This window comes from Pseudogracilibacillus sp. SO10305 (assembly GCF_037072005.1).
GTDB classification, from domain to species: Bacteria; Bacillota; Bacilli; order Bacillales; family Amphibacillaceae; genus Pseudogracilibacillus; species Pseudogracilibacillus intestinigallinarum.
The window spans coordinates 18,794-40,056 of the sequence record NZ_JAXHDE010000018.1 but is presented as its reverse complement, the minus strand read 5'-3'; the positions used below and the strand labels follow the sequence as shown (position 1 = coordinate 40,056).

General features: G+C 34.7%; 20 protein-coding genes and 1 riboswitch. Of the genes, 6 read left to right on the top strand and 14 right to left on the bottom strand.

Annotated elements, in window-relative coordinates; all coding sequences use genetic code 11:
• Positions 1–26 precede the first annotated feature (26 nt).
• The 3 genes from panF to SPD45_RS12720 form a co-directional block, all read right to left on the bottom strand.
• On the bottom strand, positions 27–1,490 hold the full coding sequence (gene panF, locus SPD45_RS12730; protein WP_336268155.1) for a sodium/pantothenate symporter: 1,464 nt from the start codon (positions 1,488–1,490) through the stop codon (positions 27–29).
• Positions 1,487–1,774, bottom strand: a complete 288-nt coding sequence (locus SPD45_RS12725; RefSeq protein WP_336268154.1) for a YhdT family protein — start codon at positions 1,772–1,774, stop codon at positions 1,487–1,489. Before SPD45_RS12725 ends, panF begins: the two co-directional genes overlap by 4 nt.
• Before the next feature lie 174 nt (positions 1,775–1,948).
• Positions 1,949–2,968, bottom strand: a complete 1,020-nt coding sequence (locus SPD45_RS12720; protein WP_336268153.1) for a YecA family protein — start codon at positions 2,966–2,968, stop codon at positions 1,949–1,951.
• Between the two features lie 701 nt (positions 2,969–3,669).
• On the opposite strand from SPD45_RS12720, the gene SPD45_RS12715 reads away from it, so the two are divergent.
• Positions 3,670–4,863 (top strand): MFS transporter, encoded by a 1,194-nt coding sequence (locus SPD45_RS12715; protein ID WP_336268152.1) that lies wholly within the window; start codon positions 3,670–3,672, stop codon positions 4,861–4,863.
• Positions 4,864–4,922: 59 nt separating this feature from the next.
• On the opposite strand, the gene SPD45_RS12710 is transcribed toward SPD45_RS12715, so the two are convergent.
• The 3 genes from SPD45_RS12710 to SPD45_RS12700 form a co-directional block, all read right to left on the bottom strand.
• A complete protein-coding gene (locus SPD45_RS12710) occupies positions 4,923–6,662 on the bottom strand; it encodes an ABC transporter ATP-binding protein (RefSeq protein WP_442962035.1) in 1,740 nt (579 codons plus the stop codon).
• Between the two features lie 67 nt (positions 6,663–6,729).
• The gene (locus tag SPD45_RS12705) at positions 6,730–7,095 is read right to left on the bottom strand and encodes a hypothetical protein (RefSeq protein ID WP_336268150.1); all 366 of its coding nucleotides are present in this window, start codon (positions 7,093–7,095) and stop codon (positions 6,730–6,732) included.
• Between the two features lie 51 nt (positions 7,096–7,146).
• Positions 7,147–8,373: a DUF418 domain-containing protein gene (locus tag SPD45_RS12700; RefSeq protein WP_336268149.1), complete on the bottom strand. Its 1,227-nt coding sequence runs from the start codon at positions 8,371–8,373 to the stop codon at positions 7,147–7,149.
• A 380-nt stretch (positions 8,374–8,753) separates the two neighbouring features.
• Here SPD45_RS12700 and SPD45_RS12695 point away from each other — a divergent pair, with 380 nt between their 5' ends.
• From SPD45_RS12695 to SPD45_RS12675, 5 genes are all read left to right on the top strand, one after another.
• Positions 8,754–9,686, top strand: coding sequence for a prenyltransferase (locus SPD45_RS12695; protein ID WP_336268148.1), 933 nt, complete (start codon positions 8,754–8,756; stop codon positions 9,684–9,686).
• 109 nt (positions 9,687–9,795) lie between these two features.
• Positions 9,796–9,894: riboswitch (guanidine-I (ykkC/yxkD leader) on the top strand.
• A 67-nt stretch (positions 9,895–9,961) separates the two neighbouring features.
• Positions 9,962–10,303, top strand: a complete 342-nt coding sequence (locus SPD45_RS12690; RefSeq protein ID WP_336268147.1) for a DMT family transporter — start codon at positions 9,962–9,964, stop codon at positions 10,301–10,303.
• The gene (locus tag SPD45_RS12685) at positions 10,303–10,617 is read left to right on the top strand and encodes a DMT family transporter (protein ID WP_336268146.1); all 315 of its coding nucleotides are present in this window, start codon (positions 10,303–10,305) and stop codon (positions 10,615–10,617) included. Before SPD45_RS12690 ends, SPD45_RS12685 begins: the two co-directional genes overlap by 1 nt.
• Before the next feature lie 344 nt (positions 10,618–10,961).
• Positions 10,962–11,924, top strand: a complete 963-nt coding sequence (locus tag SPD45_RS12680) for an aromatic acid exporter family protein (RefSeq protein ID WP_336268145.1) — start codon at positions 10,962–10,964, stop codon at positions 11,922–11,924.
• Between the two features lie 189 nt (positions 11,925–12,113).
• Positions 12,114–12,257 carry a hypothetical protein gene (locus tag SPD45_RS12675; protein ID WP_336268144.1) on the top strand — a complete coding sequence of 48 codons (144 nt, stop codon included), beginning with the start codon at positions 12,114–12,116 and terminating at the stop codon, positions 12,255–12,257.
• 67 nt (positions 12,258–12,324) lie between these two features.
• On the opposite strand, the gene SPD45_RS12670 is transcribed toward SPD45_RS12675, so the two are convergent.
• The 8 genes from SPD45_RS12670 to SPD45_RS12635 form a co-directional block, all read right to left on the bottom strand.
• Entirely contained in the window at positions 12,325–14,205 is a 1,881-nt protein-coding gene (locus tag SPD45_RS12670) for an ABC-F family ATP-binding cassette domain-containing protein (RefSeq protein ID WP_336268143.1), read from the bottom strand.
• Between the two features lie 82 nt (positions 14,206–14,287).
• Positions 14,288–15,034 carry an amidohydrolase family protein gene (locus SPD45_RS12665; protein ID WP_336268142.1) on the bottom strand — a complete coding sequence of 249 codons (747 nt, stop codon included), beginning with the start codon at positions 15,032–15,034 and terminating at the stop codon, positions 14,288–14,290.
• 124 nt (positions 15,035–15,158) lie between these two features.
• Positions 15,159–16,217, bottom strand: coding sequence for an NAD(P)/FAD-dependent oxidoreductase (locus SPD45_RS12660; protein ID WP_336268141.1), 1,059 nt, complete (start codon positions 16,215–16,217; stop codon positions 15,159–15,161).
• A 65-nt stretch (positions 16,218–16,282) separates the two neighbouring features.
• Positions 16,283–17,068: an ABC transporter substrate-binding protein gene (locus SPD45_RS12655; RefSeq protein WP_336268140.1), complete on the bottom strand. Its 786-nt coding sequence runs from the start codon at positions 17,066–17,068 to the stop codon at positions 16,283–16,285.
• 14 nt (positions 17,069–17,082) lie between these two features.
• Positions 17,083–18,039, bottom strand: a complete 957-nt coding sequence (locus tag SPD45_RS12650; RefSeq protein ID WP_336268139.1) for an iron-hydroxamate ABC transporter substrate-binding protein — start codon at positions 18,037–18,039, stop codon at positions 17,083–17,085.
• Positions 18,040–18,063: 24 nt separating this feature from the next.
• Positions 18,064–19,038, bottom strand: a complete 975-nt coding sequence (locus SPD45_RS12645; protein WP_442962034.1) for a FecCD family ABC transporter permease — start codon at positions 19,036–19,038, stop codon at positions 18,064–18,066.
• 53 nt (positions 19,039–19,091) lie between these two features.
• Complete coding sequence (locus SPD45_RS12640) at positions 19,092–20,123, bottom strand: FecCD family ABC transporter permease (protein ID WP_336268137.1); 1,032 nt, start codon at positions 20,121–20,123, stop codon at positions 19,092–19,094.
• A 75-nt stretch (positions 20,124–20,198) separates the two neighbouring features.
• Positions 20,199–21,002, bottom strand: coding sequence for an ABC transporter ATP-binding protein (locus SPD45_RS12635; protein WP_336268136.1), 804 nt, complete (start codon positions 21,000–21,002; stop codon positions 20,199–20,201).
• Positions 21,003–21,263: the final 261 nt, after the last annotated feature.

Below are 21,263 nucleotides of genomic sequence, written 5' to 3'. Positions count from 1 at the left end.
TGAAATACACTCGTATGGAGGTTCTTTTATTTTGGATTTGTTGTGGACGGAAATTCATATGCATCTGTTTTAAACAATAAACTAACAACAATAAATACAACAAACGATAATGCTACTGGAATCGTTACAGCATGTACACCTAGTAAATCTCCATACATACTATTATATTGATAAATGGCAATATACGAGATAATTCCAACGAGCATAGAAGCAATTGCGCCATGTTTGTTCGCATATTTCCAATACAGCCCAAATACAATCGGCCAAATAAATGCCGCTTCTAACCCACCAAATGCAAATAAATTTAAAAAGATGAGTAAATCTGGTGGACTAATTGCTAAAATAAAAGCAACTATCCCTATTATTGCTGTCACCGCAACACTAACTCTTTTAATTTCTTTTTCTGATGCTTTCGGTTTGATGTAATTTAAATATACATCTTTCACGACAGAGGAACTCACTAAAATAAGCAAAGAATCTACTGTCGACATAATAGCTGCCATCGGTGCTGCTAGTAATACCCCAGCTAACCATGGTGGGAGTACTTCTAATGCAACGAGTGGAATAACTTGATCTGCTACGTCAATTCCTGGTAACACTGGACGAGCAAACACTCCGATTAAATGCATCCCTAACATGATAATCCCGACAACAATAGTCCCGATTAAAATGGCGCGGTGCATCGCTTTCGAATCTTTATACGCCATAGCACGAACAGCAATTTGTGGCAATCCAATTACCCCTACCCCTACTAAAATCCAATAAGAAGATACATAAGCAGAGGTTAAATTTCCATCTTCTCCAAATGGAGTAATTAAATTTGGGTTAATTGCTACTAAATCGGCGAATAAATTCGATAAGCCACCACCAGCAATAATAACCGCTATAAGCAGCATAATAGTTCCACCGACCATGATGATTCCTTGTACTGCATCCGTTATAACGACTGCCCGAAATCCTCCGACAACGACATATACTAATACAGAAACCGTAAAAATAAATAATGCTGAAATGTAACTTAAATTCGTTAACGACTGAATTAAATAAGCTCCACCAACCCATTGCGCTGCCATTGCAGAGAATAAAAATACAATAATACTTATTGCTGAAATGATTACAATTACAGAGCTTTTATATCGTTCTTTTAAAAAATCAATCAATGTGACAGCATGAAACCTTCGGGCAACGATTGCGAATTTTTTCCCTAACACTAAAAGCACAAAATAACCTGTTGCCACTTGTGTCATCGCAAGTAAAACCCAACCAAAACCTTTCGTATATGCAGCTCCTGGTCCACCTAAAAAGCTAGATGCACTACCATATGTAGCTACCATCGTCATCGCAAGCATTAAGCCACCAAATTCTCTACTTCCTAAAAAATAATCATTTACAAATGAATCTGCTTTTCCTAGTTTTCGGTTGGACCAAATGCCGATTAAAAATATAATAACTAAAAATAAAAACAACGGCGTGATAACGATCCAGTTCATTTATCGTCCACCCCATTTTCTTCATCATCTAATGGAATGTCTGTTAATACGTACTTTACGACAATCCATACAAGGACAATCATTAAAAGTGTGCCTAAAATAAGGCTGAAAAAAATCCATGCCGGAAATCCTAATATATACGTATATTGTTCAGGTGGTTTTGACCCTAACCCATATGCAAATCCATACCACCAAGCGAAATTTATAATCGCTAATATACAACCGATGATTGCCTCCCGATGGGCAATTTTAAAACGTGGGTCTTGTCTTTTTCCTTTATTCACAAGAGTAACCCCTTTCACTTTTTCAATATAAGTTTACTGAATCATGAATCATTTTTTCGTATATGTGTCATTATACAAAATCTTCACGAAAGAAACTATCATAATTTTAAATTTCAGCATAAAAACTACCCTTTCTATCATTTTAGAAAGGGTAGTAATAAGCTTCCTAGCTATTTAAACTTTCTCTTCACTCGATACTTCCATTTCGGCTACAAATTTATGGAAGTGTCCTGAAATCGTCGTACTAGAAACCCCATACGTTTCCGCTAGTCCTTTTTGTGTGACACTATCATCTTTGGCAAAACCTTGATGCAGTAAATAATCTAGTGCAGCTATGTACCCTGCTTCTTTTCGAATAACCGGACGATGTTTGGAACTATAATAATGCCAGAATGAAACGACTTTTTCAATCATTTCTTTGTCCGTCCCTTTCGCCTCCATATTCGATACGAACTCACTTGCAACCGTTTCGTAAATTGGTTCTTCCCAAATTACCTTTTCCATAGGCGGTTGAATAAACGATGCAACTAACCGAATATAATGCTCGTTCATATGTGCTCCAGTTACGTTATTATCGTTCTTCTGTTCCCCTATCCAATCTTTCATCTCTGCTGGAAGTCCAATAGATGCATATAGAAAATGATCTGCTTCTACAGCTTGAAGCAATGTTCCAACGATAAAGTTTCCGATGTTTTCCTCTGTAATCCCCTTAATTTGAATCGTATGCTCTTTTTCTGTCAAGACGTTTTGAATGCTAATATAATTTTTTTCTTTATTTTCTATACTCACTATTTCATAAAAAGATGAACTAGCATCTTTCCAATTATGCAATGCTTTTTTAATCGTATCATGCTTGATTGTATCCATTTTTTCATTTACAAATTGCTCATAAATCGTTTGACCGTCTATCATTCGTTCATGAATTAAAATCCATGGCAAGCTCAAAGCAATAAAATGATCTTTATCTTCTGTTTTTTCACCGATGCCATACATATTTCCATATTTAGTTAATGCTTCATTAATTTTATCTTTATATGACTTTAAACCATACTCGATCATTTCTGTAGATAGATCGATTAGTTGTTCATCTAACTGTTCAGGACTGAATGGAATAACATTTTTCTTCAAGCAGCACTTTTTATATTTTAATCCACTTCCACAAGGACATGGCTCATTACGTCCTATCTTTCTCACTACAATCACCTCATACTACTAATATATCCTCGTCTATTATGATAGATTTCTTTTATTTTCTCAACATTTGTCTGTAAAATAATCTATAATTATTAATAATACCAGTATTCGTGATGTAGGAACAGTCTCAAGTCTTAAAATACAATATTGCGATTGGAGGGATTTAATTGAAAAGTTGGAGTAAAGTAATCATTAGTCTAGGCATTATTGCTTCACTTAGTGCCTGTTCCTTATTTGGATTTGGACCAAATATTTTGCGAACAAATGAAATTTAAATTAAATGAATTAATTAATCCTTCGATTGTTACAACTGTATCTGCTAAAAATCCAAAACGAGTAGATTCGATGGAAGTACGTATGCACTGGTATACGAATGAATTTGGCGAACAAGTAAGATACACATTTTCCAATTACATGTTATATATGATACTAACCAATTGAGAAAACATTGGGTTGTCTGTAAAAGAAATGTATGAGCAATGGCTAGAAAAAGATGTTCAAATCATGAACATCGTGAAGCACTTTCATCTATATTACGTATAGAGGATAGCGTTTCCAAAAACTGCGCCATAACAATGTTTATGAGCAGATAACTTACGATTGCAAGGTAGATCCGTTATACTATATATAGAAAATAAAAAAGAGAGAAGTGTTTATTTATCGTATATCAAGAGAATGTAGTACGTCGGAATGTCACAATAATGTGGTTTGCGAACTTTTTTATTGCGAGTAGTATGACGATGATTCTCCCGTTTATTTCGTTGTATATTGAGTCACTTGGAAATTTTACAGAAAGTTATGTGCAAACATGGTCCGGATTAATCTTTGGGGTAACATTCGTGACTGCATTTATTTTTTCACCTATATGGGGAAAAATTGGGGATAAATATGGTCGTAAAAATATTTTAATTATATCGGCAACTGGTTTAGGTTTATCTGTCTTATTAATGGGGTTTGCAACATCGATTTTTCAATTATTTATGTTACGTTTTTTCATGGGAATATTTACAGGTTTCATCCCAATGTCACAAGCGTTTATTTCGACACAAACACCAAAAAAAACAGCAGGAAAAGTTTTAGGTACATTACAAACGGCGAGTGTAACGGGTACGCTAATGGGACCACTATTTGGTGGAGTCATTGCAGATAATATCGGTTACGGAGCAACGTTTCAATTAGTCTCCATATCAATCTTCTTATCTGCCTTTATCGTCAAATTTGGCATAAAGGAATTACAATTGAAAATCTCGGACGTCAAAGATAGACGTTCTTACTCCTCAAAAGAAGTGATACAACATATTATCGGACATCCAGTCTTGTTAATAGTGATGTTAACTTCTACATTAGTGCAAGTTGCACACTTTAGTATTCAACCTATTTTATCATTATATGTGATTGAAATTAACGGTCCAGAAAATATTGCATTTTATTCCGGTTTAACTTTCTCAGTCGCTGGTCTTGGTAGTTTATTTTTAGCGAGATATTGGGGAAAACTTGGGGATAAGTATGGACATACAAAAATATTAATAAGTTTATTATTACTTGCAGGAATCGCGTATTTCCCTGGGGCATTCGTAACAAATATATATCAATTAATTTTCTTACGATTCATTCTTGGGATTGCAATTGGTGGAATTGTTCCGACAAGAATCGCGTATATTCGCTTAGAAGCACCATTATCTATGCAAGGTGAAGTACTTGGATATAATACGAGCTTGCGCTTTTTAGGAAATATGATTGGACCTGCATTAGGTGGGTTACTTGCCGCTTCTTATGGGATGGCATCTATTTTCTTTGTCACAAGTTCTTTACTCATCATGACAGGTATATTAATGTTGATAACATGGGTAAAACACGAAAGCGAAGATGGTAGCTTTGCATTTTTTAAACATTAAAATAAAAGAACATTTTAGTACAAAATTATACTAAAATGTTCTTTTTTATTTAAATTCATCTACATATCTAATTTTAATTGTTGTTTTGTAAATTCCTTATACAATACATGTGATTTCATTAATTCTTCATGTGTTCCATTCCCAGTAATTACACCTTTATCTAAAAAGATAATATGATGAGCATCCATAATGGTTGATAAACGGTGGGCAATAACAAATGTCGTGCGCCCTTTCATTAAATTATCTAACGCCTTTTGAACTTCAATTTCTGACTTGGAATCTAAACTTGATGTCGCCTCATCTAACATAAGTATTTGTGGATCACGCAGCAGTGCCCTAGCTATGCCAATTCGTTGTCTTTGTCCACCAGATAACTTAATACCTCTCTCCCCAACTTCTGTTTCGATACCATCTGGTAATTCATAGACAAACTCTTTTGCATACGCCATTTGTAATGCTTCTTCTATTTTTTCTTTAGATGGAACTTCTTCAAGCCCAAAAGTAATATTTTCTAAAATAGTTCCTGCAATAATCGGGTTTTCCTGTGATACATAACCAATTTGCTTCCTCCATATCGTTAAAGATAATGTACGAAGCGAATCCTCCCCTAAATATATATCACCTTCCGTTGGATCATAGAACCTTTCCAACAGTGAAAATAATGTTGTTTTTCCACTTCCACTCGGTCCCACAATTGCTGTCACTGTGCCAGGATGTGCAGTAAAGGATATATTTTGTAAAATTTCTTCCGTCGTTTCATAAGCAAAAGAAACATTTTTTATTGTAATCGGCTGATTTATATGAAATTGTTCTTTTCCATCTGTTAATAATTCAACCGGTTCTTCTAAAATCATCATAATTCGTTCTGTTGCACCTTTTGCTTTTTGTAACTCTGTAAAGAATCTTGAGAATTGTGCTAATGGCAACATAATTTGGAACATGTATAAAATGAATGCAACAAGCCCACCTGGTGTAATATCGCCTGTTGCGACTCGCATTCCTCCATAACCGATAATAACAACGAGCAAGGACATCATGACAAAGGAAACGAGTGGTGCAACTAATGCTTGTACTTTCCCTTCTTTTTTACCGAATTGAAATAAAACATCTATCTCTTCCCTTGCATTTACACGCTCATTCTTTTCTGCATTGGATACTTTCACTAATCGGATATCCCCTAATATTTGACTAATATAAGCGGTAAATTGTGCTGTATGATGCTGTAACTCTCGAGATATCGTCCGCATTTTCCTTCCTAAAGGAATTAAAATAAAAACCATTAGCGGTACAGCAATAAATAAAACAAGCGTCATTTGCCAATCAATGAATAATAAAATAATGATTGCACCGACCATAGAAATCATACCGGTGAAAAAACTGATCAAATGATCTGTAATAAGTCCTTTTAAAACAGCCGTATCATTAATCATTCGACTTACCATTTCATTGGACCGAAACTTGTCATAAAACGCTACAGGAAGCACAATTAATTTATCCCATAATCGAACCCTTAATTGTGCGACGATATGTTGACCGATGACACTTAATAAATAAACGGACACACCACCTGCAACTGCTTGACCGACAAATGCCACAATTAATAGCAAAATTATTCGATAATCAATATTTGTAAACGATAATGTATCTACAAGTGTTTTCGTAACTAAAGGAATGACTAAACCAACTAATGTGTTGATAACACTTAAAAAAACTGCAATCGAAATCATCCAAATAGATGGTTTCGTATCTTTAATCAGTTGTATAAAATTATTCGATTTTTTCGTATCTGTTTTCAATATACATACTCCATTTCTTTGTAGATTGTTCCCACTATTTATTATCAACGAAATAAAATTAATTAGCTAGTTATTGCAACTTTGGGGTGTATTCTTGCGACTTCGGGCCGTATTCTTGCAACTTTGGGGTGTATTCTTGCAACTTTGGGGTGTATTCTTGCAACTTTGGGCCGTATTCTTGCAACTTTGGGGTGTATTCTTGCAACTTTGGGCCGTATTCTTGCAACTTTGGGCCGTATTCTTGCAACTTTGGGGTGTATTCTTGCAACTTTGGGCCGTATTCTTGCAACTTCAGGACGCATTCTTGCAACTTCGGGGTGTATTCTTGCAACTTTGGGCCGTATTCTTGCAACTTTGGGGTGTATTCTTGCAACTTCGGGGTGCATTCTTGCAACTTTGGACCACATTCTTGCAACTTCAGGCCGCATTCTTGCAACCCATAGATTTATTTTCACATTACTCATTAACATTCGATAAGAATAAATAATTATGATTTATTTATTCTTATCGATTGTAATTGACCATAAGTGATGGAGCGCCATATCCATTCTAACGGACCAAATCTGAAATATTGCAACCATAGGTAACTGAAAAGGATTTGAAGTGGGAATACGAGGAAACTAATCACTATTCCTAACCATACATGTAATTCTCCAAACAGCCCCAATCCCGTAAAAATACCGACACCTATGAATGTTTGCATGATATAATTAGTTAATGCCATTTTCCCGACATAATGGAATGGATGCAATATTCTTTTCCATTTTTCTTTTTCAAGTAGTAAAAAAATTGTTGCTATATAAAAGAATGACAAGCTTAATCCACTAGCAAGTAAAAGAACTTCTACTATTTGATCGTTTAGCATTCCTACATCTATAACGTTTAAGTGAAAAAGAATGATCCCTACACTTAATGGAATACTTACTAATAAACTAATCAACCATACACGTTTAACAAACTGCTTATGCGTATGAAAATCAGTCAAAATTCCTTTTTTCGCTATATATAAACCGATTAAAAAATAAAACAATGGAGTAATAATAGAAAATGGCATATTGATTAATACAGGAATTACTTCATCTGTAAAACGATAGGACAACCATTCCGTATAACTGCCATTATTATAAATATCAATTGCCTCTACTACCTTTGAGGCACCTTCCATTTGCAGAATACTTATTTGTTGCTCCATCGCTTCCGTTGAGGAAAAAAAACTGAACAAAAGTAATCCAAAGAGCAAGCATACAAAGGACAAAATCCAAATGAAGATTGTTTTTTCCTTTCTTTTATAAAAGAATATTAAAAAGAAACCTGCTAGAGCATACCGCAACAAGATGTCTCCATACCAGAAAAAGAATAGATGCAAAAAGCCGAATACACCTAATGCAATTAATCTCCGTGAATATAACCGATAATAAAATGCGCTTTTTTCTTCAGCTCGTTGCATAAAAATATAAAATCCTATTCCAAACAATATAGAAAAAATTGCAAAAAACTTCGTCTCCACAAACACATCTAAAATTATTCTTGCAAATTGATCTATACCGCTTAATTCAGGTGAAATCATATACAACTCTTCCACTAATTTTGGCGTTTGAAATAGCGGCATATTTACTAATAAAATCCCAAACAATGCAAAACCTCTAATAATATCTAAAGAAATAATTCGTTCATTTGAAGATATAGGAGATGATTCTGACAAATATTTTTTCAAAATATTCCTCCTTTTCACGTAAATTAATGTGTAAATTTATTTTCTTTTAAGTTTATGACGAAAAACCTTATCCTTCAACTACTAGGAAAGGTTTATTGAATATAATACGATTAATAATAAACTATCGATGTTTTCTGTACATAACAATTTTATGAAGAATAAAGATTCATCTTAATATTCATTTATTGTAACATCTACAAAGCTCCGATTCTATTTTTAAAATAGGTTGGCTGCAATTTTTTTGACATAAATATTGCATTTGATTGAACTATACAATTAAAACTTGCCATTAAAATTAGATCCCTCCGTTATAAATGATGTGAATACCAGCCATACTATGGAAACAAAGAAATTAATAAGTAATCGAATGGATGATTAAAATGATACCGAGTCAACAGGCAATAAGTATGAAAGGAATTGCAATGTTATTAAGAATCATAGCAGTGGTGTTTTCTAGTGTCGCAGCAATTTTATCAACTGTCCTACCGCTCATATTTCATTATTCTGTTTCGAATATGACTATTATCGGTGTTGCATTTATTTTATTAATGGGAACGTTATTAACACATGGGCTGTTGACACATACTTTAAATGATCTGACTGATTATCATACTGGAACGGACGAGCTTAGCCCCGGTGTTCTTTCAGGGGGAAGTCGCGTACTACAGACAAAAACAATGTCTGTACAATCGTTAACCAAATTAGGGATTACTGTTAGTATCTTTTTATTACTTATGACAGGTTTATTCATTTTTCTCGATTATTCCAAGTTTGCCATCCTTACATTAGTTGGAATATGGGGTGCTGTATCTTATTCATTAAAACCATTCCAATTAGCCTATTATCCTTTTATTGGAGAATGGTTTAGTTTATTCCCAACGATGTTATTATTAGGGGTTGCGGCACCTTGGATTTTACTTGACCACATACCACTATGGGCTTGGCAAAATGCTCTAGTCAACGCCATATGGTGTATGGCTTGGGTTATGGTCCATCATATTCCAGATCGTCATGCCGACCGAAAAGCACAACCTGTCAAACGTACATCTGTCGTATGGTCGGAAGATATCTTCGGTAGCCAAGCTGCTAAAGCACCTGCTATTTTATATTTCATGTTCATCGGGATTTTAGCCGTTTGGATAGCATTTACAAGACCGTTAGCTGGAATCGGAGTAGGAATTCTTTTCATTTATAGTGTATATCTGACAATAAAAATGAACATAGATGATGTAGATGACATAACAAAAACCGAAAAGCTATTTCTCTTCTTTGCCTTCATTATTGCTATATGGCTCGGTATTTTTGTTTCATGAAAATTTATAATGCTAAATGGAATATTCCAATATTCTTTCCATTAAGTAGTTTCATCCATGATTATATGTGCTATAATATAATGAATTCATCTTACACATAATTTCATATGTAAAAGTTTTCTAGGGTTCCGCAAATGATTGTTTGGCCTGGACCGAGAGAAAACTCATAGCAATCGCTATGTCACGGAGGGATAAAAGCCTGGGAGATAACTGTTTAATCAGTTACTCCTAGGCTTTTTTTATTTACCAAAAATGATTGAATGGAGGAATGACTGTTGGATACGAATTGGATTAAATTAATAATTGCTGCATTTTTAGAAGTTTTATGGGTCATTGGTTTAGCACATGCTTTTAATGTTTGGACTTGGATTGTGACGATTACTTTAATTATTGTTAGCAATTATTTGATGATTCAGGTAGCACAAGTACTTCCGGCAGGAACAGTATACACTGTTTTCGTAGGATTAGGTGCTAGTGGAACTGTCATCGCAGAAATTATATTTTTTGGGGAAGCTTTCAAATGGATGAAGATCTTCCTCATTTTCACATTGTTAGTAGGCGTTATCGGCATAAAACTAATTACAGATAATGAAACATCAACTGGAGGTGATCATTAATGGCTTGGTTCACTTTATTGATAGCTGGGCTTTTAGAAACTTTTGCCGTCACAATGATTAATCAATACTCTATGAGGCGAAATTGGCGAACACTTTTTTTCATCATTTTTGGATTAGGTTTCGCTCTCGGTCTTCTTAGTTATTCACTGCAAACAATCCCAATGGGAACTGGTTATGCCATTTGGACAGGTATTAGTGTTATTGGTAGTTCTTTCATTGGCATGTTCTTTTACGGCGAGTCAAAAAATTGGAAAAGATTATTATGTATCACGCTTATACTCGGCTCTGCGATTGGTTTAAAATTAATTGCATAAAAAATAGGACGATCATATACAAACGTCAATATGGTAATTCCTTCCGCTCGTTTCTAAGTTTCATGGGCATATTATCCCCTTATAAACATGTGTCCATGAAACAAAATAAATCTACCTACTCATGATAGATATATGTATGTTTGCTTTGCTATAATATAGCAATAGATACGCTTCTGTCGTAAATTTATTTCGAAAAAGTGGAAACTTATTTTTACATAATAAGTTATATCCCTTGAAAGTTATTATGACCATCTAAAATGGAAATTCTATGATCAATAAAGAATTCAACTTCATGCTTTATGTTACTATTATAATAGATACAGACAAAAAGGTGGGAATGAGTAGTGCGTTTACCTGGACACCGCATCGTAAAAACCGCTGTCGCAGTATGTGTGACTGCATTTATATGTATTTGGCTTCATTGGCCACCCGTATTTGCCGTTATAACAGCAATCGTTACGTTAGAGCCAACCGTTAAAGATTCCATTCAAAAAGGTATCATCCGTTTCCCCGCTTCTGCGATAGGGTCTTTTTATGCCGTACTTTTTATATCGTTGTTTGGAAACACAGCGATTACGTACACACTGGCAGCAACTTTAACTATCATTACTTGTTATCGTTTAAATTTGCATGCTGGATTACTCGTTGCAACCATAACTTCTGTTGCAATGATTGAAGTAATTCACGACAATTATATGATGGCATTTTTCATTCGATTAGGGACAACCTCCATTGGTCTAATTGTCTCAACTCTTGTAAATATGTTCATTTTTCCACCAAACTATCAAAAAATTATTGAACAAAATTTACAACAAATATACAAATCGATTGGACATGCATTACAAGCATATGAACATAAAACAATGATGAACGAACAAATCTCTTCAATTAAAAACTTAATAGATAAAACGAAACAATTTATTTTATATGAAGTAAATGAAGCAAATTATCGACCTTTTATAGAAAAAAGTGATGTGGAACAAAAACACTTCTTAGAAACATTGGAACATATCGAATTAATTCACTATCATTTACACAATATCGCCGGAATCTCGCTGGAACATACCGCTTTTTCACCTGAACAAAAAAGACTCGTACAAACCGGTATGAATGAATTAGCAATTTACTTTTTAGAAGAAACATCTATAGACAAAATTACACAAATGGAAGAACTACATCAATTAATGAATAGTTTTTGGCGAAGTGACCATGAACAAGAAACATTTAGTTCATCTTTATTACCAAATGAATTAATTATTTTATATGAAACTATTTCCATTTATACTTTATTAAAGGAAAATGCGTAAGTAGAGACGTTTACATAAGCAACTGGAGGAAAGAAGTCACGATGAGTCGTATGTACGCATTTATAAGTCTTTGCTTTTTATTTTGTTTACACAGTCATAAGAAGAAACATTAGAATATACGGTCGTCCATTATAATATTCTTGGTGATGGTGGGCAACCTATTCATCAGAACAAGTAATACCTGCTTTATTGCAAGCAGAACTAGACTCTATTGCCTTATTAAATATAAATCAACCAACAAATGAAACAGCTGAAGGCGTAAATGAAGCGATACTTATTTTACGTGAACAAAGATTTGAATTTTTCTTATTAGAAAATAAACAAGTACAATAAAAAAACATCTCCCATTATATAGAGATGTTTTTTCATCTATACGTCTAGATAAAACGTATAATATTGTCTATTCTTCTAATGCTTCAACAAGCAAGGATAATTCTTCCCAACGTTCCATTTTCTCTTCCATCTCTTGCTCTTTTTCCTGTTGGGCTTCATATAATTGTTGCACTTTTTCAATGTCATTCCCAGCCTCATTAATCGCCGCTTCAATTGCTTCTGCTTCAGCTTCAAGTGCCGCAATTTCATCTTCTATACTTTCCCATTCTTTTTGTTCCAAATAGGATAGTTTTTTCTTTTTTGGTATTGGAGTTTTCTCTTTCTGCTCCTTCTGTTTCTGTTTTAATTCACGCGTTTCTTCGACCGTCTTCTCCATATAATCTGTGTAATTTCCATACACAATATCGATTGCGCCTTTTCCATCTACAACTAATAGCATATCAGCAATTCTATCTAGAAAAAAACGATCATGAGATACCGTCATCACGACGCCTGGAAACTGTTCGATATATTCTTCTAAAATAGTTAATGTTTGAATATCTAAGTCATTTGTCGGCTCATCGAGAAGTAACACATTCGGTTCGGTCATTAAAATCTTTAATAAATAGAGTCTTCTTCGCTCTCCACCAGATAAGCTTTTTATATAGCCCCATTGTTGGTAACGAGAAAAGAGAAATCGTTCTAACATTTGCTCAGCCGTAATTTGAACCCCATCAACTGTCGTAATAACCTCTGCTACTTCTTTAATATATTCAATAATTCGCATATTAGGGTCAAGCTCTTCTTCTCCTTGTTTGTAATAACCGATTTTAACTGTTTCACCGATTGTTACCGTACCACTATCAACCTTTAATCGTCCGGCAAGCACATCTAATAACGTAGATTTCCCAGCACCATTCGGACCAATAATACCGATCCTACTATCCGGTGTAACGATAAAAGAAAAGCTTTCCCATAAAGTTCTTTCATTTATTTTTTTCGACACATTTTCCAGTTCGATTACTTTTGATCCTAATTTAGATGCACCAACTTGGATTTCAATCTGTTCGTCACCCTTATGAAATGTACGCTCTTGCATTTGTTGAATTCGTTCAATACGTGCACGTTGTTTCGTCGAACGAGCACGGGCACCGCGTTTTAGCCATTCCATTTCATTTCTCAGACGATTTTTATGTTTTTGCTCTGCAATCCGTTCTTCTTCTTGCCGAATCATTTTCTTTTCAACGAAGGTCTCATAATTCCCTTCATACGTATACAACTGACCATGATCTAATTCATAAATATAATTCGTCACACGATTTGAAAAATAACGATCATGTGTCACAATTAGTAATGCTCCTCGATAATTCGCTAAAAATTGCTCTAACCATTGGATTGTTACATTATCTAAATGGTTTGTCGGTTCATCTAATATAAGCAAATCTGCCGGCTCAATTAAAGCTTTTGCTAGTGCGACTCGCTTTTTCTGTCCTCCTGATAAATGTTGCACATTTTTATTATAAAATGTAATCCCTAACTTTGATAAAACTGTTTGTACGACTGTTTGTGCATCCCAAGCATTTTCTGCATCCATTTGTTCTTGTAAACGCAACAGCTGTTGTTGGATATTCTCATCTTGAGGATTCTGTTCTAAGGAGAGACTAATTTGTTCGTATGATCGAATTAGTCGCATCATTGGAACTTCACTTTGAAAAATATAATCGATTACTGTCTTATCTTCTTCCATTCGTTCCTCTTGTGGTAAATAAGCGACAGTAAAATCTTTTGCATGAATAAGTTCTCCATCATCCGCTGTTTCTTGACCAGCAATTATTTTTAATAAAGTCGATTTTCCCGTTCCATTTGGTCCAATTAAACCGATGCGGTCATTTTCACGAATGATTGTATGTAGATTGGAAAAAAGTAATTTTTCTCCATGTGATTTACTAATGTTTTCTAGTCTTAACATTCGGATCCATCCTTTTAGTTATATACTTCCATTATACGGGAGTCCTGTAAATTTCGAAAACATATACTGTTAAGATCATTTCTCACTCATTAAAATACCAATTTTGCGCATTAGTATATAATATTTTATCGGTTGCTTTTTCATCGAATATAGATTGTATCAGTTCAATATCTGCTCGTTCAAATCGCCTTTTCGCTCGTGTAGACGGCAAATCCGTTCCAAACATTAATGCATCGGGATTCGTATCATAAATTTGCTGTAACGCATTTTTTACATGTAATTCTACTCTACCAAATCCTGTTGCCTTTACACGAACGCCTTGATCAACTAACTTTAATACATGTGGCAATCCTTCCTCTGATAAGCCTAAATGATCTATCGAAATGTCAGGTAATTTTTCAATCGTTGACACCATTTCCGGTAAGTTTTTTGCATCTATATAAAGCTCGCTATGCCAGCCTACTAAGTCGTATACTCTTCTGGCAAAATAATCGAGTTTTGATATATCTTCCGAACCACCACGTTTTATGTTAAAACGTAAAGCTTTCACACCTTTATTATTTAGTTCGATAATTTCTTCATCTGTTATAGTTGAAGGAACTTGTGTCACTCCACAATAAGTTGGACCGAGTTGTTCTAATGCCTTTAATAAATACCCTTGATCAAATCCTTGGAAAGAACCGGATACAATTGCTCCCCCACGGACATTCAAATCCTTCACTTCTGTTTGATAATCTTCTACAACATAACTTGGTGGCATATAACCCTGATTTTCCTTTATAGGAAAGTCAAAGTCGATAATATGAAAATGTGCATCAAATATTATCATGAACGTTCTCCCCTTTTCTGTTCTATACAACTAATATAACAGAAATATAAATAATCATTTTAAAATGACGAATTTTCTATAAATAATTTTGCAATTTCTTCTATCCTTTTCAATTCAGTTACCGTTATTCTGCTTGTTTGTGTAAATATCTGACTAATTTACGATTTTTCTCTTTGAATCGCTCATTATGTGAAGAAACCATTGCTTGTTCGTTTGCATGTGGTGTTATATATTGTTTTGCTTTATTAATTGCATTTGCTGCATCTTGAAATGCTCCGGCTATGAGATGTAATTTACCGTTATGATGCAATATATCGCCAACTGCGTATAATCCCTCAATTGATGTTTCACTCATCGATGACCCTTCAACCCCATATTCATTTGCCATGTCGATTTGTAATGGACTATTTTGAATAAGATGATGATCCATTTTAAAACCATGGTTGATGACGACCTCATCAACTGAAAGAAGCGTTGTTTGACCATTTTCATTATTTATTAATTCTACTTTTTCAATTGTTTCCTTATCTTTTGCTGCAATTAACTGTTGAATAGATGTGTTTAATAAACATTCAACACTACTATCGGATAATTTTGACACTTCCGCTTCATGTCCTTTTAATAAGTCTTTACGATAAATTAAATAAACTTTTTTCGCTATCGGTTCTAATTCATTGGCCCAATCGACAGCAGAATTTCCACCGCCTGAAATAAGCACCACCTTATCTTTAAAACGAGCTAATGATGGTACGGTATATTGTAAATTTGATACCTCAAAACGTTCTGCGCCTACAATATCTAATTTTGTCGGGGTTAAAATGCCACTACCAATTGCTAACACAACTGTTTTTGAATAATGTGTATGACCAGATACCGTATTGATCACAAAATGATTTGCCTCATTTTTATCTAATGACGTCACTTTTTCACCTAATAACACTGTTGGATCAAAAGTTAATCCTTGTTGGACAACATGATCAATAAATTCATTCCCAGTTATTGGTGGTATGCCGCCTATATCCCATATCAACTTCTCTGGATATACATGTACCTTCCCACCCAAGTTCGGTTGATACTCAATTATCTTTGTTTTCATTTCCCTTAAACCACTATAAAAAGCAGCAAAAAGTCCTGCTGGTCCACCACCAATAATCGTCACATCATATAATTGTTCCGTATCCATTATATTTGCCCCTTTATCATCTATATTTTTAATCCATCACAATAAACTACAAACATGTACGAAATTTATTCTGTAACTTGATTACTTTCAAGTATCATCTCTACAAATAAATCGATTTGTTCATATACTGCAATTGGGTCGTATCTATAAAACGTATCAAAATCGTTGTAAAAAATCCGTTCGTTTTTCGTAGCATCCAACCCTTGCCAAATGGATGAAGCTTTTAATTCTTCTAATGCTTCTCCTCTATTTTCAGGGTCATAAGTTGTTAAAAACATATAGTCAGCCGCATATTCCGGCAATACTTCCATAGACAACTGAAGGGTTTGGTCGTTGTTCTCATTTTTATGGGGCATTTCCAGTTGTAATGCATTGTATAGTGCTTGTCCTCCTCGTCCAGCATTATCTCCAAAAATCCATATATCCCCTTTATCTGTTAATTCGTAAATTCCAAATGTATCATTTTCATTGATGACCTCTTTTAATTTTTCCCGTCCTTCTTCTGCCTTAGCCGCAAATTTACTTAAAAACGCCTTCCCTTCCTCTTTGTTTCCAGTTAAATCGGCAAATAATTGTACCGTTTCTTCTAATTTATCCTGAATAAAAGGATGATCAAAAGCAGTCGGTTCAACCCCTACCACATTTGCTCCGACTGTAAGCAATTCTCCACCATAAAAATCTGTCACTATCCGCTTCGGTTTATTTGGTATCTCAATTTCTCCATTTACTGTCTCAAACACTCTCGTTTCTTCTGTTGTATCATCCGACTTTCCTATGTTTTCTGTCGTCGCACTACTACATGCCGCAAGTATAATAAACATCGCAAATACAATGAATATATGTTTTTTCATGTCATAAGATCTCCTTATTTAATCAGTGATGTCATTACATCATCAATGATTTGTGTATTAGCAATTGGCCCTGAATAAAGCCAAGCAGAGTCTGCTTCATATTCATAAATTTGGTCCTTTTTTACAGCCGGAATATCTTGCCATATTGGGTCTTCTAACATTTTTGCCCCGTTTCCTTTATCACTATTTACTAAGAATAGATGATCTGCATCTAACTCTGCTAATTTCTCTAAAGAAATTTCTGACCAATTATCTGTTGCAGTAGTAGAGATTTCTTCTACAACATTCGGTTTTTCCAGTCCTAAATCATCGTATAATACTACACCACTAGATACTTTATCACTGACAATAAAGAAAGTATTATTCACTAACCAAATTGCAGCCACTGACGGATTCCCCATAGATTCTTTCAATAGTTCTTTGGATTCTTTTACTTTTCCATCATAAGTAACTAATACTTGTTCCGCCTCTTCTTTCTTGTCGAAAACCTCTCCAATTTTTAATAACTTTTCACGCCAATCACTATTGTTTTCCAAATCCAACACATATGTCGGTGCAATTTTTGAGTATTGTTCATATTTTTCTCCTTCTACCATATCTGCACTACTCATAATTAATAAATCAGGTGAAAAACTTGTAACAACTTCAAAAGGTAAATCATAAGGGATTGTCGGTACATCTTTTAAATCTTTCTGTAAATAATCTTGAATAGATGCACCATCATGAATTGCCCACTGTGCTATAGGAGTTATCCCAAGTGCAAGCAAATAATCTTCTAAATAAGAGGCAATGACACGATCAGGATTTGCTGGAATTGTAACTTCATTCCCCATTGCATCTGTTAGGACATGCTCATCTACTTTATTATCATTAGTTTCTTTCGAATCATCTTCCGACACATTGTCCTGACAGCCAACTAATATAAATAAGAATGAAAAAAAACTCACGAGTACTTTTCTTGAAATTAGCATTGTTTTTCTCTCCAATTTTTATATTTAATCTTCTAAACGAGTTAATAAATAAAGAAAATATGGTGCACCAATTATCGCCACTATAATCCCTGCTGGAATTTCCGAAGGTTGTAAAATCCATCGTCCAATTGTATCGGCAACTAACACTAATAAACCACCAACAAGTGCAGATGTTGGGATGAGTATTTGATGTCTTGCTCCAACTAATTGTCGCGCTAAATGAGGTCCAATTAACCCAACAAAACCTATACCACCACTAACAGATACACTTGCCCCTGCTAAACCAACTGCAGCTAGTAATAATAATCGACGCTCTTTTTCAATAGAAGCTCCTAATCCTACTGCTGTTACATCGCCTAAATTCAATATATTTAATACATTTGCTTTTATATAGACAAATATAATTAAAATAACGATCCAAGGTAGTAATGCTAAGACAAATTTCCAATTTGAACCCCAAATACTACCAGCTAACCACGTTGCCACAAATTGATAACTTTCTGGACTAAGACGTAAAGTTAAAATAATCATAATGGAACTAATGCCTGCTGCGATTGCAACTCCTGTTAATAATAAACGCACAGGAGAAATACCTTCATCTTTTTTATAAGACAATAAGTAAATGCATGCTGCTGCAGCAGTCGCACCAATAAAAGCTAAAACTGGTAAAATAAATATGGGTGTATTATTCATCGAAGGAAAGAAGGAAATATATAACATTACCATTAACCCTGCACCAGCATTTATTCCTAAAATTCCAGGGTCTGCTAATGCATTTCTCGTAATCCCTTGAAGTATCGCTCCAGATACTGCCAATCCCATCCCAACAAGAATGGATAATACAATTCTCGGTAAACGAAATTCAAATAAAATTAACGCTTGCTCACTCGTTCCAAATCCGAATAGTGTATAAAAAAGTTCTAACGGTGATAATTTAATAAATCCAGTATTCATGCTAATAACAAATACGAAAACAATGAACAGAAAAAGACTGATCATGACAGTCCTATTTCTTAGCTGGGCCTTTCTCTGCGTATTTGTCATGTATCGTTTCATATTTCTTTTCCTCCTTTTCTGGCAAGATAAAGGAAGAAAGGAACACCTATAACTGCAATAAGTGCACCAATTGGAGTTTCATAAGGTGGATGAATCATTCTTGCAGCTAAATCAGCGAGAACGACTAATAGTCCACCATAAATAATGGAACATGGAATAATCCACCGATAATCATGACCTACTAAAAAACGGGCAACATGTGGAACAATTAATCCAACAAATCCAACCGCCCCAACAACTGAAACTGCCGCACCCGCTAAAACAAGCACGAATAACATGCCGATTATTTTAATCGTTTTCGTTCGCTGGCCTAAACCAATAGATACTTCCTCTCCGAGACTGAGCAATGTAATTGAACGAGATAAAAACATCGCCCCTACCATTGCAGCAAGCAACCATGGTGCCATCACCTTCAGATGCATCCATGTTGTTCCTGAAACACCACCTGCATACCAAAAAGCTAAATCTTGACCAATTTGAAAATATAAGGCAATTCCTTCACTTAATGCACCAAGTAAAGCACTTACAGCTGCACCAGCAAGGACGAGTCGCATTGGTGTTAAACCACTTCTCGACATAGAACCGACACCATATACAATAAATGCACCTACACCAGCACCTAAAAATGCATACAAAATCAAATACATATAAGGTAAACTTGGCCAAAAAGCAAAACAAATCGCAAGCATACATGCAGCGCCAGCATTGATACCTAACAACCCTGAGTCTGCTAATGGATTCCGTGTCATACCTTGCATTAAAGCACCAGCTACTGCAAAACAAGCCCCTACCATTGCAGCACCTAATACTCGTGGTAAGCGAATTTCCCAAATAATTTGATGTGTCGTTAATGTTGGATCATGATGAAATACCGCAGTCCAAACGGTAGTTAACTGGATATTTGCTGCTCCTAATGAAATCGATAATCCGATAGCTAAAATTAATCCGACAAGACCTACTATTAAAATGACCATCGCTCTTAGAGGACGATGTTGTTTAGAGACTGACAAATGTGATGACACAATCATTCTCTTCCTCCTTCAAAGCAAATAAGTTAATTATTACTACGTTGAACTGCACACACATCCATCACATACAACAACTTATTGCATAACATTTGATTCCTTACACAATTGGTAAGATAAGCAAATCGGATTTGCACTAAATGGACAAGTAGCTAAACTTGCCTCTATATGAAATATTTTCTGTAAGTGATGACATGTCATCACTTCTTCTGGCACTCCTTCCGTAATTAAAGTACCATCACGCATCGCAATTAAATAATGAGAAAAGCGTGACGCATGATTTAAATCATGCAGTACCATAACAATCGTTCTTCCTTCCTCACGATTCAGTTTTTGTAAAAGTAATAAAATATCAAGCTGATGTGCCATGTCTAAGTACGTTGTTGGTTCATCCAAAATTAAAATTTCCGTATCTTGTGCAAGTGCCATCGCAATCCAAACCCGCTGTCTTTGACCACCTGATAACGCATCTATTGACCGATCTTTCAATTCATTTAATCCTGTCACATCGATTGCCCAATTGATATATTCATAATCCTCTCGTTTAAGTGATACGAAACTTTTTTGATGTGGAAAACGACCATATGAAACAAGTTCATACACTGTTAAGCCACCAGGTGCTTCGGCCGTTTGTGGTAAAATAGCTAATTTTTTTGCCACTTCCTTCGTTCCTAATCGATGAATATCTTTTCCATCTAAAAAGACTGAACCATTTTTCATTTTAAGAATTCTCGAGATAGCCTTTAGTAACGTCGATTTACCACAACCATTTGGTCCAATAATCGTCGTAATCTCTCCCTTTGGAATCGTCACACTTAATTCATCAATAATTAACATATTTGAGTAGCCTACCGCCACTTGTTCCACATTAAATGCTCCCATACGGACACTCCTTTATTTTTAAAACAGTTGAAATTCAAAAAGTATTTCGAATGAACGAACTATCTTCTTGTTTATAATGTAATGGTATTTTTTAAAGTGTTGAAAATAAATCTATCCCATTAATAGACCTAGTACATGATAATTTAAATAATATTGAGAATCATTCTCAGTAAATTCAATCATAAAATTATCTTATATATTTGTCAATAGGAACTAAATGTCAGTAATGTTCTAAAAGTTTTAATAAACGATGAAGAAAAG